17 protein-coding genes are annotated in these 16439 nt (G+C 54.7%); 11 read left to right on the top strand and 6 right to left on the bottom strand.

The window, feature by feature from the left end; translation table 11 throughout:
- Positions 1-193 precede the first annotated feature (193 nt).
- Positions 194-1006 (top strand): IS5 family transposase, encoded by an 813-nt coding sequence (locus FEM03_RS19740; RefSeq protein ID WP_138088026.1) that lies wholly within the window; start codon positions 194-196, stop codon positions 1004-1006.
- Between the two features lie 268 nt (positions 1007-1274).
- Here the strand turns inward: FEM03_RS19740 and FEM03_RS19735 are convergent, their stop codons facing one another.
- From FEM03_RS19735 to FEM03_RS19715, 5 genes are all read right to left on the bottom strand, one after another.
- Positions 1275-1892 (bottom strand): hypothetical protein, encoded by a 618-nt coding sequence (locus FEM03_RS19735; RefSeq protein WP_138088025.1) that lies wholly within the window; start codon positions 1890-1892, stop codon positions 1275-1277.
- A complete protein-coding gene (locus FEM03_RS19730; protein ID WP_138088024.1) occupies positions 1843-2268 on the bottom strand; it encodes a hypothetical protein in 426 nt (141 codons plus the stop codon). Before FEM03_RS19730 ends, FEM03_RS19735 begins: the two co-directional genes overlap by 50 nt.
- Positions 2269-2279: 11 nt before the next feature.
- Positions 2280-2762 (bottom strand): hypothetical protein, encoded by a 483-nt coding sequence (locus FEM03_RS19725; protein WP_138088023.1) that lies wholly within the window; start codon positions 2760-2762, stop codon positions 2280-2282.
- Positions 2763-3145: 383 nt separating this feature from the next.
- Positions 3146-4042: a nucleotidyl transferase AbiEii/AbiGii toxin family protein gene (locus FEM03_RS19720; RefSeq protein WP_206171086.1), complete on the bottom strand. Its 897-nt coding sequence runs from the start codon at positions 4040-4042 to the stop codon at positions 3146-3148.
- Complete coding sequence (locus FEM03_RS19715; RefSeq protein ID WP_138088022.1) at positions 4042-4794, bottom strand: type IV toxin-antitoxin system AbiEi family antitoxin domain-containing protein; 753 nt, start codon at positions 4792-4794, stop codon at positions 4042-4044. The genes FEM03_RS19720 and FEM03_RS19715 overlap by 1 nt, the downstream gene beginning before the upstream one ends.
- A gap of 280 nt (positions 4795-5074) precedes the next feature.
- Here FEM03_RS19715 and FEM03_RS24545 point away from each other — a divergent pair, with 280 nt between their 5' ends.
- The 9 genes from FEM03_RS24545 to FEM03_RS19675 all read left to right on the top strand — a co-directional run bounded on the left by FEM03_RS24545 (position 5075) and on the right by FEM03_RS19675 (position 14693).
- Positions 5075-5251: a hypothetical protein gene (locus FEM03_RS24545; protein WP_166443013.1), complete on the top strand. Its 177-nt coding sequence runs from the start codon at positions 5075-5077 to the stop codon at positions 5249-5251.
- A 388-nt stretch (positions 5252-5639) separates the two neighbouring features.
- A complete protein-coding gene (locus tag FEM03_RS19710) occupies positions 5640-7235 on the top strand; it encodes an L-lactate permease (RefSeq protein ID WP_138088021.1) in 1596 nt (531 codons plus the stop codon).
- Positions 7236-7505: 270 nt separating this feature from the next.
- Entirely contained in the window at positions 7506-8264 is a 759-nt protein-coding gene (locus tag FEM03_RS19705) for a polysaccharide deacetylase family protein (protein WP_138088020.1), read from the top strand.
- A gap of 141 nt (positions 8265-8405) precedes the next feature.
- The gene (locus tag FEM03_RS19700; protein WP_138088019.1) at positions 8406-9305 is read left to right on the top strand and encodes a universal stress protein; all 900 of its coding nucleotides are present in this window, start codon (positions 8406-8408) and stop codon (positions 9303-9305) included.
- A 211-nt stretch (positions 9306-9516) separates the two neighbouring features.
- On the top strand, positions 9517-10917 hold the full coding sequence (locus FEM03_RS19695; protein ID WP_138088018.1) for a hypothetical protein: 1401 nt from the start codon (positions 9517-9519) through the stop codon (positions 10915-10917).
- Positions 10914-11762 carry a sugar phosphate isomerase/epimerase family protein gene (locus FEM03_RS19690; RefSeq protein WP_166443012.1) on the top strand — a complete coding sequence of 283 codons (849 nt, stop codon included), beginning with the start codon at positions 10914-10916 and terminating at the stop codon, positions 11760-11762. Before FEM03_RS19695 ends, FEM03_RS19690 begins: the two co-directional genes overlap by 4 nt.
- Before the next feature lie 25 nt (positions 11763-11787).
- Positions 11788-12291: a c-type cytochrome domain-containing protein gene (locus FEM03_RS19685; RefSeq protein ID WP_138088016.1), complete on the top strand. Its 504-nt coding sequence runs from the start codon at positions 11788-11790 to the stop codon at positions 12289-12291.
- Positions 12292-12478: 187 nt separating this feature from the next.
- Positions 12479-13147, top strand: a complete 669-nt coding sequence (locus FEM03_RS19680) for a phosphatase PAP2 family protein (protein ID WP_138088015.1) — start codon at positions 12479-12481, stop codon at positions 13145-13147.
- A 4-nt stretch (positions 13148-13151) separates the two neighbouring features.
- Positions 13152-14693: an ArnT family glycosyltransferase gene (locus tag FEM03_RS19675; RefSeq protein WP_138088014.1), complete on the top strand. Its 1542-nt coding sequence runs from the start codon at positions 13152-13154 to the stop codon at positions 14691-14693.
- Positions 14694-14821: 128 nt separating this feature from the next.
- Here FEM03_RS19675 and FEM03_RS19670 read toward each other — a convergent pair whose 3' ends face one another.
- A complete protein-coding gene (locus tag FEM03_RS19670) occupies positions 14822-15331 on the bottom strand; it encodes a fasciclin domain-containing protein (protein ID WP_206171085.1) in 510 nt (169 codons plus the stop codon).
- 332 nt (positions 15332-15663) lie between these two features.
- On the opposite strand from FEM03_RS19670, the gene FEM03_RS19665 reads away from it, so the two are divergent.
- On the top strand, positions 15664-16404 hold the full coding sequence (locus tag FEM03_RS19665; RefSeq protein WP_138088013.1) for a hypothetical protein: 741 nt from the start codon (positions 15664-15666) through the stop codon (positions 16402-16404).
- Positions 16405-16439 lie beyond the last annotated feature (35 nt).

The raw sequence follows: 16439 nt of genomic DNA, 5'->3' as shown, positions 1-16439 counted from the left end.
TGCCCCCGGCGCGCCACCAGCAGCAAGCTTCGCTACGGGCTTTCGCTACGCTCCAGCCCTCCGCTGCGCATGCTGCTGGACAAACCCAACGATCACCCTTAAAGCAAAAACAACCGACCACCGACTAGAGCCTGTCATTAACTTTTCCTAACAAATCAGTTGAGGACGAGCATTTGCTGCGTGGGATAGGGGCGTGAGCAAAAAGTTCAAATCCAGCAGTGGCAAGACAGGTTATCCGACTGATGTAAGTGACGAAGAATGGGAGTTTTGTGCTCCTTATCTAACCTTGATGGATGAAAAGGCTCCTCAACGCGAGCACCCGCTTCGACTCATCTTCAACGCTTTGCGTTGGCAGATCCGTGCGGGTTGTCCGTGGCGCATGATGCCAAACGATCTGCCCACTTGGAGCGTTGTTTATCAACAAGCGCAACGTTGGATGCGAGCCGGGTGTTTCGAAGCGATGGCTCATGATCTGCGCATCTTGCTGCGCCTCAAAGAAGGTCGCAAAGCACATCCCACGGCTGCTATTCTCGATGGACGCACGATGCAGTCCAGCCCTGAAAGTGGCACCCGTGCTGGCTACGATGGCTACAAGAGACGCAAGGGTTCCAAGGTTCACATCGCGGTCGATACTCTGGGCCACTTGCTTGCTCTGAAGGTAACCCCAGCCAACGAGCAGGAACGCCATCAAGTCAGTGATCTGGCTGCCGCCGTCCAGCAAGCCACTGGCGAGAAGGTGCAACTGGCCTATGTCGATCAAGGCTACACCGGCGAGCAAGCTTCGCAGGACGCTCAACAACACGGCATCAATCTGGAGGTGGTAAAGCTTCAGGAGGCCAAAAGAGGCTTTGTCCTGCTGCCCAGACGCTGGGTCGTGGAACGAAGCTTTGGCTGGGCCGCACGATTCCGTCGCCTCTCACGAGATTATGAACGCCTTGCCACCACGCTCTCAGCAATGCACTGGCTCGCTTTCTCCACTCTTATGCTAAACTCTCTATTCCGTTGAAGTTAATAACAGGCTCTAACAATCAAGCAGGTCCGACCTCTGGGGGCTGATCACAGTCATGTCACTGCCCCGCGCACCGAGTGTCCAATGGGACAACATTCGGTTGATTGAAAGGAGATCCAAACAACTTTCGTGGTTACGCCTCCTTGTTTCACAAAAACACAATAAATGCGTCCATAAATAATCCACGCAAGCGATTGTCAGGATCAGCAGGAATGATGGTCATTCCGCGAGGCCGCATAGAATAGAATGCCTTTGACCTCTCTCATTAGTGATTTGATTCCAGAGGCGGCGGGGGAATATAAGGTATCATTTTTTCCACATGCGCTTTGAAAGTCTCTAAACAATTCTGAACTTGCTCCAATTGAGGTGCGGAAAAATTTCTGGAATAATTATAAATGCCGCTCTCCCACAATAATCTGAGCTTTGCTCTTTCGGCTCGTTCTTCAACCAAAAACGGTGCATTCAAGTCGCATATGAGAATTTGATATTTGCCTCTCGAGGTGTGCCCTACCAACAAATGGGAGACGGGGTCCTCGAAAATGTGTTCACCGTAATCAACCTCCTCGGCGGGATTGATCAGTGAAATACCTTTATCTCGCAACTCTTGACTAGGCCAGTGGTTAGATTTTTTGCCGTTGCAGTGCCTAATTGACGGAAGAAGGTTTACGTATTCGTGGCGCTTATCTCCTCTAAGAGTTGGATCGAAGTGGTCGACTTCCATCCCTCCAGCATTGATGACATGCCTCATCGAGTAAGCGCATCGCTGGCCGCTATCCTCTAAAAGTTTTGGAAGCGCATTTCTGTAATTGCGAGCGGTAAATTGCCGCTTGAATTTACCTCTTTTTATTCGCGCCATAGATCCCCACGAATTTAAAATAATCATCCAGTGCTCGGATCACATTTTTTGTCTGTTGCCGCATCTGGTATTCCTGGATAATCTCTGCGCCGGTGCGGGGAGATACAAGTTGCCGCCGAAGAGATTGCAGATGTTCGAGTTCAAACTTCTCCTGCTCGTTTGTCTCACCGAGCGAATCAATGACCGCCAACTCATGAAATCTCTTATTGAGCGACTCGCTCCATTCCGCAGGATTGATCCGAATAGTTGTGTTTTCTTCTGACACCACTTCATCCTGGAGCTCTGGCAGAGAGGTATTCGACAGCTGAGCAGAGAAATCTGACAAGAAGTCAATTTGAATCGAATCACGAGATTCTGTCACAGCTCCCGGAGACATGGTCGTTGCTGCCAGTGAAGCAGGCAAAACAGATACTATTAGCTGTCGGACAGAAGGCATATCAAGAGAGACGTTTGCAAATCGATTGGGGTTCTGATAGATAAAAGATTTCTGGCTTTCAAGGGAGGAGCAATTCCTTTGTTTTTTGGAATTTTAGAAAGTTTAATAGAATTAGCGAGCTCATGAACGTGAAAACTTCGACATTGGATCTCCCCTGTATTTCCAGTTTTCGCAAACAAGAGATTATTTGTTGACAATACAGAAAACCGTTCACCAGGCAAAGGCTTCCACTCGGCTGGCTCCGGAGGAGCTACTTCATTCCTGCCCAAATATTCCTCCCAGTTGACTCTATTTTGCTCGATATCAAACTGTGAGATTGAGAACGCATGGACAGTGGTGGAATAGCGAAACTTTGACTCAAAACCGAAATAGGCGATGCTGAATCCATCGACCTTTTCCAAAAAAAACCGATTAGCAAACACGGCGGTTGCATCATCATATTCTGACGCCAGTAGCGCCAATTTTAGTTCAGTTTGGTTTACAATATTACCCACTATTAAATTCTCATGTTTTTTCGGCTAGAGTCAACAGTTCACTGCTCTCTCCCTCCTGTTGCCTCAAAAGTTTTGACACCGGTGGTGGGGTGGATGGGAGGAGGAAAAAAGGTCGTTGACTCAAATGCCGGGGGGCGGTCCGCGTATTGCAATAATTCGGGACTTTTTACTACTCCAGGCTGGATGCCCCAGTCGACTTTATGGCAACTATTGCTCTTTCAAATGCGATCTCCTCAACCTTCCACCGCTCCCACCAAGACGCATGCCCGCAAAGATTTGCGCGGCATTCCTCCCTTCCTTCGGATATTTAATAGCGTATTCTCACCAACACTACCACCCCAATCGGACCTTCAGTTCATCCGCTTGATGCTGGAACTTGCCAGGGTTGATTTTTTCAGCTTTTGCAAATTCTGTAATTTCCAACGGATGGCGGGCAATTCTTGCAGGTGAATGATTGGAATGAGAGACCAGTCCGGGTCGGCGTTTGCCAGACTGACAAGGAATTGCTTTTGCGAGTCCGTGATTTGTTCGTTGATATCCTTCCGGAGACGGCTTCGCGTCAAAACCAGTTCAGACAAGGGGACATCCTCGCGGGTCATCCCTTGAATTTCCTCTTCAAAAATGGAGTCCATCGCCAGATCTCTGGAGAAAAGCACTTCGTGAATGGGACGGTTGTGACCGGCGAGGTAGCAAACAAAACACTCGATGATTTGGGGCGTCAGCCCGTTGCTGGCATACATCGCCCGCACATCGTAGAGATCTCGCGGGTGTTGGCGGTCCATGGCTGCCACCAACTTGCCGCCATAGACTTCCGGCGTGGCCAGCACCGGCAGAACTACATCCATCGTAAACGCAGAGCGCGCCCTTTCAACCAGACGCCGTGGCTCAGGAGACAGAAGCGTGCCGCGAAAAACGTGATTCACTTCGACTTTGACAAGAATATTCCCGCTCCTGACCAACAGTTTTGTTTCGTCTCCGTCTTTCGTGCTCGTGACTTGAGCATCCAGCCGGAAAGCCTTAAGTTGCTCGCCTACCTCATTCAATTCGCGGCCGATTTCAGCCAGAGCTTCCGCACGACTCTTGTGATGGTCGGTATAAACAACATCAATGTCCACGGAAAGGCGGGGCATGTCCTGAATGAAAAGATTGAGTGCCGTGCCTCCCTTGAGCGCAAAATGTGGTGCCCGAAAAACCTCCGGCGCTGCTTCGAGCAGCAACCGGACGGTATCCACATAAACCTTGTCCATCAGGGTTTCAAAATGAGGGTGGTGCCGTCTTTCAATCGCGCCGTCCAGCGGCTCTTGCTGCCCCGCGCCTCCAGACTCAGACTCATGCGTTTCCGCGCCTCATCGGCCCAAGGTAGATTCATTTCCTCTCCCCATTGCAGGCAAATACGGATGACCTTGATGCGGGTGCAGTGCTCGAGCAGCACATCCAAGACCTCATTGCGCAGCGAACGGAGCGTTTCCATGATTTGGCGGGCTTCCTCAATCGACTGCCGCAAGCCCACATCACTGAGCATCTCCAAAAGCGCCCGCTCAGGAACGGAGACGAGAGGACCATCGGGTGACTCTGGCAACGGCTCCAAACCATGGTGCTTAGGGAGGGTGTGATGGAACAACTGGCTCGAAGTGTAGCGCGCAGCAAACCGCTGCGTAAACCAGAGAGGCAATTTGCCCGGCTCGTCAGCCCACAAGACCAGTCTCTCCCGCGCGGGCAACTGAATACGCACCCCGCGCCAGGACAACGCCGTCTTTCCAGCGACATGAAGTCCGGGAATTTGAGTGCCCAGAAATTTCAGGCATGCATCCCTCTCGAGAGTGTCTTGTGGAAACATGAAGATTCCTCTTCCCAAGCGGAGCAACCAACCGCTCTTGACGTAATGCGAGGCCAATGCCGGGGAAACTCCAATGGCCCGCAAGTCAACCGTGCTCACCGGCTTCCCTCTGGGAAGACCATGAAGCAATTTGATTCGATTGGGTCGATTAGTTAAAGGCATGCTTAATCTATTTATGTCATTCCAATCAAAAACCCTACCTGCTTGAAATGAATTACGTAGATTAAACCACACTTTGTTTGCTCTTTCGAATCAAAACATTCGAGCGATATGGCGGGGGTCGGTCCGATAAGGCGGGGGTCGGTCCGCGTATTGCAGCATTCACGGTCTTTTTGTGATCCCGGGCATGCCATCCATTGCGGAATCGAAACTCCGCTAGATAAATTCGAACAAAGACATCAAACTTCGTGTGATGCTACTCTTAAGATACGGACAATTTGATGTGAACGCCGAAGGCGGAATCCCATTTGGATGGTTGCTGGCGCTTCTTGCCATTGCCGTTTCATTGGGTGTGACCTCCATCTTGAAGAAAAGAGGGGCGGGAATCTGGGCCGAAGTGGCCGGTTTTTTCGTGTTTGCAGTCGCGTTGTTTTTTCTGCGTTCCTATTGGAAAAATTGAAAAGTTGAGTCCAATCTACCATTTCAGCCGCCATGAGGAGTGGCGTGTGGCTGGGTTCGATCCACGCATTGCAACATCACCGGTCTCATCGTGCCTCGGGGAGTCGTCCTATCGGATGAAATGATTGCAGTTGCACTGCCGGGCATGCCCATAAAGATTTGCGCGGCATTCCACAAATTGCAGTGAGCAGGCGAATCTCGATGAGCCGATAATTAGGTGGCTTGGTTCTTTGATCGACCATGCGTCGCATTGATCTCAGACCCGACCTCTTGCAGCAATGACGGCGTTTCATCAAGATCGGGCGGGGCACGGACGAGTGGCACGAAATTGTTCACGTTTCCATCGTGTGCTCCCCACGATCTCCCGGTAGATTTGATTTTGATCACCCATGCCCCTTGTCGACCTCATTTTCGCCACTGGACCGATTCTCCTGCTAATCTTCTTGATGACCAAGAAGACACCGATGCCGTCCGCGAAAGCGCTGCCGCTGGCGGCGTTGGTGGCGTATGGCATCCAGTTCGTTTGGTTCGGCACCGGGGCCAGTCTTGTGCACGCATCCGTGCTGGCGGGATTGCTGGTGGCGCTGACCCCCATTATGATCGTTTGGGGCGCGATCTTCCTCTTTCGCACCATGGAACACAGCGGAGCCATGGGGACGATCCGCTGCTGGCTCAACCACCTCTCCCGCAACCGTGTGGCTCAGGTCGTCATCATTGGCTGGTCATTTCAATTTCTCATTGAAGGTGCGAGCGGCTTCGGCACCCCCGCCGCGCTTGCTGGACCGTTGCTGGTGGGCCTCGGTTTTCCGCCGCTGCGCGTGGCGATGGCCTGCCTCATCCTCAACAGCATCCCGGTTTCGTTCGGAGCGGTGGGCACGCCGACATGGTTCGGATTTGGTCAACTCGGCTTGAGCCCGGAGGAATTTCGCGCCGTGGCGTGGAAGACGGCGCTCATCCACAGCGCGGCTGCGTGCGCGGTTCCGCTGCTGGCGTTCCGACTGTTGGTGAGCTGGCAGGAAATTCGCCGCAACCTCGTTTTCATCATCCTGGCGCTGGCGTCAAGTGTGGTGCCGATGCTGGCGCTCTCGCGGGTGAATGATGAGTTCCCCGCAGTCGCCGGCGGATTGTTGGGATTGATTTTCACGGTAGGGCTGGCCCGACACAAAGTGGGCCTCACCCGCGACGATGATCATTCGGCGGCGGAAGAGCCTGGCGAGCCTCCTTCTGCGCGCGCGGTGGTGAAGGCACTCTTTCCGCTTTGGGCCACCGTGCTGGTGCTGCTCGCCACCAGAATCCCGCAAATCGGCCTGCGCGATCTTCTCACGTCTGCGGTTCCGGCCTGGAATGTTCCGCTCGGCATTTTCGGCAGCTTTTCGATCAGTCCCGCCTTGGTGCTGAAGCTGCACGGCATCTTCGGAACGCCCATGGACTGGACGCATCAACTCCTTTACGTGCCCTCTTTGATTCCCTTCGTCTTGATTTCGGTCGTGACATGGAAACTCCTCGATGCGCCCGCAGGCACCGCGCGCAAGGTGTGGCAGGAGTCGACCACGCAGATGCGCAATCCCATCCTCGCGCTGCTGGGCGCGCTGGTCCTTGTGCAACTGCTGATGGTGGGCGGGGAACAATCCGCCGTGATGCTGATCGGCCATTCACTTGCCGGAGCCGTCGGCGGTTGGTGGCAATACCTGGCCGCGTTTCTCGGCGCGCTCGGTTCGTTTTTTGCCGGCTCGTGCACCATCTCCAATCTCACCTTCGGTCCAATTCAAGACTCCATCGCCACGCAAATGAACCTTGATCGAACCACCATCCTTGCCCTGCAATCGGTGGGCGGCGCGATGGGCAACATGATTGCCATCCACAATATCGTCGCCGTCTGCTCCGTGCTCGGCCTGGGCAAATCCGAGGGCGAAATCCTTAAGAAAACCGTGGTCGCCATGCTGCTCTACGGGGCCATCGCCGCCGCCATGGCAGCGATTTTGTGAGGAAGCGGTTATGCACCAGAAAACACGAAAGATGACAAGCGTGGTCTACATATGTTCTGCCGTCTCTCCCTGCCGTGTGTCGCCCGCTTCATTGCCCGTCTGGACACTCCGCGCGCAACGCCCAGTGGCTGCCAGACGGCTGTTCATGTCGACTCCGGCCCCGGCTGCCGATTGCGAAGTCGAGGCGGCGGGCAGGATTCCCTCTATCGAAGAACCTAATAACCTGCTGCGATAGTCATAACTTTTGGGAACCCAACTCGATGCAACCTTATGTCGATTTTTCATTCATCTTCATCTTCCAATGGCCGCTCGACCCGGAGCTCAAAGACCCAGCCAACCCTGATCGCCCTGGGCGTGACAGGGATGCTGTCTGCACTTTTGATGACCGTCCCATTGGATGGCCAACAGGCGAAAAGCTTTCGTGAAATCAACCGGGGGCCTCTGGACCAGAAGCGCATTGCCCTGACGTTTGATGCGGGCGGCGAAGCAACTGATCTGCACCAGCTGCTTGCCACTCTTCGGGATGCAGGAATCCACTGCACCTTCTTTCTCACAGGAAGATGGTCCTCCAAACATCCTGAACTCGTGCGCAAAATCCTTTCTGAAGGCCACGAAATTGGCAATCATTCATGGTCGCATCCCGATTTTACGCGATTGGATGACGAACACATCCGTTCTGAAATCCAGAAAACGGAGGCCTTCTTGATGGCTCTTACTGGCCAAAGTTCCAAGCCGCTGTTCCGCGCGCCGTTCGGAGCCAGAAACCGACGGGTTCTCAAAACTGTCGGCGAACTCGGTTATCATTCTATCTACTGGACCCTGGACAGCCTGGATTCAGTCGATCCTCCCAAAACGGCACCGTTCCTTGTCAATCGAATCACCGGGAAAGCCGACGCGGCATTGCAGGGTGCGATCATTCTCATGCATGTGGGTGAGCCTTCCACTGCAGTGGCCCTTCCATCGATTGTAGCTGATCTGCAGCGACGGGGTTTCACGCTGGTAAGCGTCTCTGATTTGCTCGATCTGTAGCCATCGAACTGGCGACGAAAAAAGTGGCCTGGCAAGCCGTCGTCCGGGAAGTCTGCACAACATCAGCCCTGAAGCAGGCAAACGATGCGCGGCGGGTTGAAGACGATGAGCTAAACTAAGTGGTAGGCAACCTCAGATGCGATGAACAAGTTCCGCCATCTCCTCGTCGGTATCGATTATTCGGATGCGTGCCGTTCCGCCCTGCGAACAGCGATTCGTCTGGCCACCGCTGACGACGCAGCGGTCACCGCCGTGCATGTCCTCGACCCCCGGCTCGCCAAAGCCATGCAGGAGGTGCATGGATTCACTGAGGCACAGTTACTTCGAAATGTGGAGGACAGCGTTCACCGCTTCCTGGCGGAGTCCGAGTTTGGTTCTGAAATGGTGCGAATTCATCTGGACATCGATCATCCGATCACTGGACTCACCTCCGCCTGTCGCAAAACGCAGGCTGACCTGCTGGTGTTGGGAACCCGTGGCACCAGTCACGGACCAAACGAAGTGGGGGCGGTCGCTTCCAAATGTGTGCGAAGGGCACCTACGGACGTGCTGCTGGTGCGCGAGGACATGAGCGGCCCGTTTGTGAATGCCCTCGTCGGCGTCGATTTTTCGGAAGCGTCAGGCAGGGCCGTCAGCATGGCAGGCCATATCGCCAGCTGCGACGGAACAAAGCTCGACTGCATTCATGTCTATGAGCCCCCGGTGGTATTGGACTACGGGGGGTTTTTACCGGCAATTCCCCTGGACGAACCCGGCATCATCGATGGGTTAAACAAGGATTTGCAAGAACTCGTGCCCACCCTGTTGCAACCCTATCCATCCGTGAAGTGGCATGCGGAAGTTCAGCATGGCACCAATACCCGTGATGTTCTGATCCATCATGCCAAGAAGACTGATTCCGACCTTGTGGTGATCGGAACTCGCGGAAAGAGCGACCTGCACACCCTTTTCATGGGGACTACTGCGGAAAGCATCGTCCGCCGTGCCGCCTGTTCGGTGCTTGCCGTCAAACCGTCGCATTCTGTGATCGCCGCCGCATGAGTGGCAGTCATCCTTGAATTCCCGTCCCAACTGCCCAGGGGCTCAGCGAGCTTGAAACGTGCGAGCGATGACACGCATGCCCGCAAGGAATTGCGTGGCATTTAACAATTGTAGGTGAGCAGGCGAGTCTCGATAGGCTCATAATGATGAGTGGCTGGGCTCTCTGATCGATCATGCATTGCATCGAACTCTGACCCGACCTCTTGCAGAAATGACTGCGTTCTATCAAGATCGGGCCGTGCAACAACGGTTGACCGAATTTCTCGGTTCCGACCTGATTGAACAGGCCACCTCCGTCTATTTGACTCACCTTGACGGATGCACCTTTGATCGTCGCAGTCTTCGCCCCCCCAGTGAACTGGATTGGTTTCTGCAACGGGATCTCGACATCGCACGCTCGGTTGCCGACACGCACTCATTGCTGCTGCATTTGGACGTGGAGTATGTCAATTTTGACTCGCCCGCTGAGGCTTATCTGAATCCGCAACGCGCCTTTGCACTGCAGGAACCCGTGGTGGCGGTGATCGAAACGCTGTTGCTGGAATGGGGCATCCGTCCTCTGCATCTGATCACCGGTCAGGGACATCATTTTGTCTGGCGCATCAAACTGGATTCCGAGGTTGCGCAGCAACTGGTGCAACACTCGCCAGCACCGGAACTGGTATCCCTTTGTGAAAAACGGCTCCCGACGCTGCTGCACGACCGGATTTCGCCGGACATGCAAAAAGCTTTTAGCGGCATTTCTCTGGTGATGGAATATCTGGTGCATCGGGTCAAAGAACGGGCGGCTGCCCTCTGCGAAATCCCTGTCGAAATCACCGCCGTTCATGTCGGACCCGGAACCAGTGGACAGCGCGAGATCATCTCCCTCGACATATCTGAATATGGCGATCCTCTGGCCTCCCGGGTGATTCGCATGCCCTTTACCAACTACCTGAAACCCTCCTCCCGGAACCTCCCCAGCTCTGCTGTCCCATCCGGCCTGCCAGACGTGATCCATGCCATTCCGCTCCATGAAATGAATGTGCAGCAGGCCCTCGGCATCCAGCGGGATGAGGACGCAGTCATGGAGCTGGCACGCCGCGCCTGCGTGCGGATTCCGGAACAGGCAATGGGAACGCAGCATCTTTTGAATTCCTACCTGGCTTCCCGCCTCCGACGCTTCCACCAGTTTTTCTACTCCGCCCAACACGAGCCGAAAGACCGTTGGGACGAAACTTACCGCCGCGTCCCGTTGACGGAACTGCCAAACTGCGTTCAACACCTTCTTGAGCATCCCAATGACCTTCTGCTCAAGCCCGCCGGGATGCAGCTGGTTTCGCGCAGCCTGCTCGCCATGGGATGGCATCCACGACACATCGCCGGATTGGTTCGTTCCAAATTTGAGGACCCGCAATTTCGTTGGGGAGTCGACTGGAACCTCTATGAACCGGCGACAAGAGCGGATTTCTACACCCGCATCTTTGCCGGACTGTATGAAACCGGACTGGACCAGCTCGTTGATTTCAACTGCGTTTCCACCCGCGAAAAAGGCTTTTGTTTTCTGCGTCCAACCGGGTGCATCGGCTTGGAGCAGCAACGTCATACGCTTCTTACCCACCAATGCAAATGACTCCCTGGCCCATCGGCATCTCCACCGGCTGTTTTTATCACCGCAGCATCTTCGAAGTTCTTGAGCCCATCCGCGACAGCGGCTTTGTCGAACTGGAAATTTGCTCCTATCCCCATCATCTGGACTACCATCATGAAGAGCTGGTCCAGAAGGCTGGCGACCACTTGCAAAAGCTGGGCCTGCGAGCCTTTTCTTTCCACGCTCCATTTGCCCCGCAGATCGACATCACCTCCCTGGATTCCGCCGTGCGGGCGGCATCGGTTAAGGAACTCAAAGTCGCCTGCCGCGCCGCTTCACTGATGCAAGCCAGACACGTGGTCCTTCATCCCGGTCCCGAAAGTGCGGGCCGACCGCCCCCGGATGAATTCGACCTGCGCATGGCCAACGCCGCCCAATCGCTCAACCAGGTGGCCTGCTATTGTCAGGAAATCGGCATCCACCTGCTACTGGAAAACATGTTGCCCCATCTTCTCTTTGGCCGCGTCAGTGACATGCTTTATTTGTTGGGTGAGATTCAGCATTGCACCGTTGGCACCTGCCTGGACACCGGGCATGCCCATCTCTCGGGCGACCTGCCCACTGTGATCCACAAGTTGTCCGGCCATCTGCAAATGCTTCACATCAACGACAACCGCGCCGACTGGGACGCCCATCTGGTGCCGGGCCAGGGCACCATTGACTGGACCGCCTTGATTCGCGACTTGCAAACCCACCACTTTCAAGGCGGACTCATCCTTGAGCTGTCAGGCCGCTCGGGCGAGCCTGTCTCAGAAGCACTTGACCGCGCCCATCAAGGCAGAGAGTTCCTCGTCCATGCCATGAAAGAATGGCGTGACCAAATCTAAACCATCGATCAAACTGGTTGCCACCATGAAACCCCATTTTTACCACCCCCTCGCCATCCTGCTGACCGCCACCTTGCTCCCAGTCAGCTGCACGACGCCCGATTCGAACACCGATCACGATCAAGGCGCAGAAACCGCCCCGGAAGGGCTCACGGTGCTCGACGAAAGCGCCACCATCGCGGCCACGGAGTCGATCAGTTTTGTTCGGCACGTGAAACCCGTCCTGGAGAGTAAATGTTTGCCCTGTCACAGCCCATCCGTGGATGAAGTTCCAGCGACTGGACCACAGGCATTTGTGATGACGAGGGGAACCTGCAAAACCTTGATCGTTCCAGGCAAACCCGACCAAAGCCGCTTCCTCGCCCTTGCCAGCACCCATCACAATCTGGCAACCATGCCACCCGTCGGAAATCGTTTAACAAAGACCGAAAGTCAGATCTTGGAACGCTGGATTACCCAAGGAGCCCATTGGCCGGAAGGCAAAGCAGGCAACCTCAAGGTCAGCACCGCCGAGCTGCGTTCGGAGTGAACGGGAATGAATCAAGCGACGACCCGGCAGCGTTCGTTTCATCGCGGCTGGCGACTGCGTTTTGACAATCGAATCTTGGTGCCCAACCCCCTGATTGGAAACCTTGCGCCATCGTCACACTCGACGGGTTGAAGCAGCGCGATGAGAAGGCATTCATAGCGTCGATTTAGTCGAACCCTATGTTGATATGGCCTCCATCGATTTACAGCTTCTGGATCTCATCAATCGTCAATGGACCAATCCTTTTTTTGATCGCTTGATGCCGCTGGTCTCCGCGCTCAACGCGTGGACACCCATCATGGCCATCATTGTCGCCGTCGTCTGGTGGCAGACCCGGGGCCGCTGCTGGCGAGTCTTCGTCGGCGCAGCCATTTGTTTGATGGCGACAGAATATGTCGTCTCCTATCCACTGAAACATTTTGCCGGAAAACAACGACCGAATGAATCCGTCAGCTGGGTGGTCAAGCGCGACCTGGCAAAACATCCAGTGCGTTTCCTCGCCGTCTTCGAAGAACCCGTCATCAAACCCGCCAAACTCGCCCCTCCGGGAAAACGCGGCAAGTCGTTCCCCTCCAGCCACGTGCTCAACACCACCGGGGTGCTCACTTTCATTTATCTCGCCTGGCGGGGTTGGACCGTGTGGTTGCTGGGGATTCCGCCAATCCTCTGCTGGTCGCGCATCTACTGCGGATCGCACTGGCCCAGCGACATCCCGCATTCGGTCATTTTCGCCGTGCTGACCGCCTGGGTCATGCACAAGATTCTGAAAAAATGGCTGAAGCTGCCCCAAGCATCATGCCAGAGCCCACGGGAGCCTTTGCTGCCCACCCCGGCCATGGCCGCGCCAACGACCTGACATCATGCGGTTTCAGCACGGTATCGCCAAACTCACCATCTGGCATCTCTTGTTGGTTTTGGCGGCCCTGCGCCTTCTACTCCTGCCTTGGTTTTGCCACATCACTGACCTGGCAGGAGACGAAAGTTACTACTGGGAATGGGGACGGCGACCTGCTTGGGGTTACTTCAGCAAACCTCCGATGATCGGCTGGTTGATGGGACTCACGGGATGGTTGTCCAACCATCAGGAGTGGGCCATCCGGCTCGCCTCCCTGCTTTTTGGCACCACGTCCCTGGCCATGCTCATGCTGCTGGCGCGACGCATGTTTGGCGAAGCTGCCGCGCGTTGGACCCTGCTTCTCACCGCCATGACCCCGGCCAACGTGGCTTTGAATCTGTTCTTCACCATCGATGCCCCACTGATCCTGTTTTGGTCCGCCTCCCTGCTGGTGTTCTGGATGGCCATGGAACACCCCAAACGCGGCAGTCTCTGGTGCTTGCTCACGCTGACCCTGGGCCTGGGCTATTTGAGCAAACAGATGATGCTGGTATTCCCCGTGTTGATGCTCTTCTTCGCGGCCCTCAATCCAGGCACGCGAGTGTTGCTGCGCCATGGCTGGTTCTGGGGCAGCCTCTGCGGCTCCCTGTTGTTTTTTATTCCCGTGCTGCGGTGGAATCAACAGCATGATTGGATCACCGTGCAACACACCCGCGAACACTTCACCGCTTCCGAACAAGCGGGATGGTGGCAAAAACTCGCCGATTTTTTGAGCTTCCCCCTAAGTCAGGCCGGGCTGCTCACACCGTTGACCTGGCTATTGCTGATGGCCGTGTTGGCAGTCAATGTCTGGTGTTGGCGCAGCATCGATCTTCGGCAGCGCTACCTGGTCTTCTTTGCCGCGCCGGGATTGCTGGTATTTTTTGGAATGGCCATGCGTCAGGGCATCAATCCCAACTGGCCAGCCGTGTTTTATCTCAGCGCCATGGTGTTGCTCGCAGCAATCCTGCAACGTCCATCACTGACGCCTCTGCGAGGCTGGTCTCAGAGGCTCGCCAAACCGGCCCTGCTGATGGCACTCATTTGCACGCTTCTGAGCTATACGGCACCATTGATCGTCGACCTGATGGCACTAAGCGGCCATGCCAAGCTCGATCCCCTGCGCCGTTTGCGCGGCTGGAGCGACGCGGGACAACAGGCACAAGCCTGGCTCGATCAATCTCCAAATCCATCCCGCACCTTTCTCTTGGTGCTCGGCCATCGCGACAACGCCAGCCAGATGGCTTTTTATACTCCGTCGCATCCGCGTGTCTATCGCTGGCAACCGGATGGCAAAGCCGCCTCCCAATACGAACTTTGGCCATCGGCACACGAGCGTCTTGGTGACGATGCCCTGATCTTGCAACCCCCGGACAAAAAATTCCCTTCCCAACTGCGGCGTGCTTTTCAGAGCATCGAACCCCTCGGCACCATCGACGCTCCAGCCGGCAAGCATCAAGGTCGCCAATGGCAGGTGTGGCTTGCAAGAAAACTCCAATCATGGCCGGTTCCCGACCGATTGCCTTAGCCCTGATCGATCACATCGACTGCGTGCCTGCCTATCCATCACGCTCTGCGCCGTCAACATAAGTGCGCGAATCTCAACGATTCGCGCACTTACCAATCAACTAATGGATTCCTAACAGTGAAAAAGCGTTAGTTGGCAGGGGGCAACAGCACGGCGTCAATGACGTGAATCACACCATTGCTGGCTTTCACATCGGCCTGGACGACCTTGGCGTTGTTGACCATCACGCCTGCATCAGAGACCTTGATGTCAAGCTCGGCACCATTGGCCGTTTTCGCCATCATCGTTTTCACGTCGGCAGCCATCACTTTTCCAGCGAGGACATGGTAGGCAAGAATTTTGCCGAGTTTTTCCTTGTTCTCAGGCTTCAACAAATCTTCCACCGTTCCGGCGGGAAGTTTGGCGAAGGCCTCGTCGCTTGGGGCAAAGACGGTGTAAGGACCTTCTTCTTTCAGCATGCTGGTTTTGTCAGCCGCATCCAATGCCGCTGTCAATGTTTTGAAGACGCCTGCCGATTTGGCGGTATCAACGATGTCATCAGCAGCGAACGCCATGCCGCCAAAAGATAATGCAACGACCGATAGGGTAATAAGTTTTTTAATCATGTTATGTGGTGTTTTGTTTGAAAAACTATTCATGTCACACGATGAGACAATCGCCCAACCGGTAGATGACATGGATAACTTCCTGGACTGTTGCGTCACAGCACCAATCATAGATTCATCAGTTATTCATGAATCCGCACTTACCGTGGTCCGTTACCCACAAATCACCATGTAACATTCGATTTTCCGAATAGGCGTTAACAGCTTTTGCGCAGCTCCATTAACATAACTCAAGTTAATGCATCCGATAACTCATCCCTATCGTAAGAGGCGAGATTTGATCGTCCCACTTAGGAAGCCTCCTTCCATTCCGACGAGAAATTCCTGGTGGAAAAAACTCAAATGAACAGTAATGAGTCTCTGCCATGGATCCACTATTCACTTTTTCCGCCATCCGGCAACTCACCCGCCGCCTGTTCGCGATTGGAGTTTTGTCATGGCTGTTCTGCAATCCGCCCGTCCTTTCTGCGGAAGAACGCCAGGGCCACGGACTTGATTTTGAACGATGGGTGCGGTCAACATTCTTCGAGAACTACCAGCCTGCACAAATGACCCAGAAGTGGGACATTCCCGCTGCAGCCAATCAACATTTCGGCAATCTCGCGGCCACCGTAAAATCCAGCAAATACGGCTCCCAGATCGACCTGGGTGATGCCCGGCGTCAGTTCGATATCGCCTCCCAACAGCAATCATTTCTGTTCATCATCGGCTTCTGGAAACCCCAACGCAAAAACCAGAAACAATGGGTGCATGCCGTTGCTCCGACGATCACCGCGAGACAATATCGCAAACTCTGGCATCCCATCACCTCGGCAGATCTGGAACGTCTCGATGCCGTCATCAAAGACCGCTCTCTCTCCATGTCGGAAGCACGCCAGCAGGCGCACCTGATCAAATCCAGCCCGCCATTCAATCTGGCCATCATCAAGGTCAACCCCAAGATCGACATCAATCAGCGCCGCCTCCAGTGCAGCCTCCGCTTTGCCGATTTTTTTCAATACCTTGCCCCCGATGAAAACGCCCAGCTTCCTCCCTCTCCGAAGCTATTCAACCGCCCCCTTCCCACCAGGCTGCCAGTCACCCCAAGACACACGACCGACCCCTGATTCGATTGCGACTTCCGCACTCCTTTATCCTTTCG

Source organism: Phragmitibacter flavus, from assembly GCF_005780165.1.
GTDB classification, from domain to species: domain Bacteria; phylum Verrucomicrobiota; class Verrucomicrobiia; order Verrucomicrobiales; family Verrucomicrobiaceae; genus Phragmitibacter; species Phragmitibacter flavus.
Note: the sequence above shows the minus strand (reverse complement) of the source record. Positions and strands in the feature narration are given on the sequence as shown.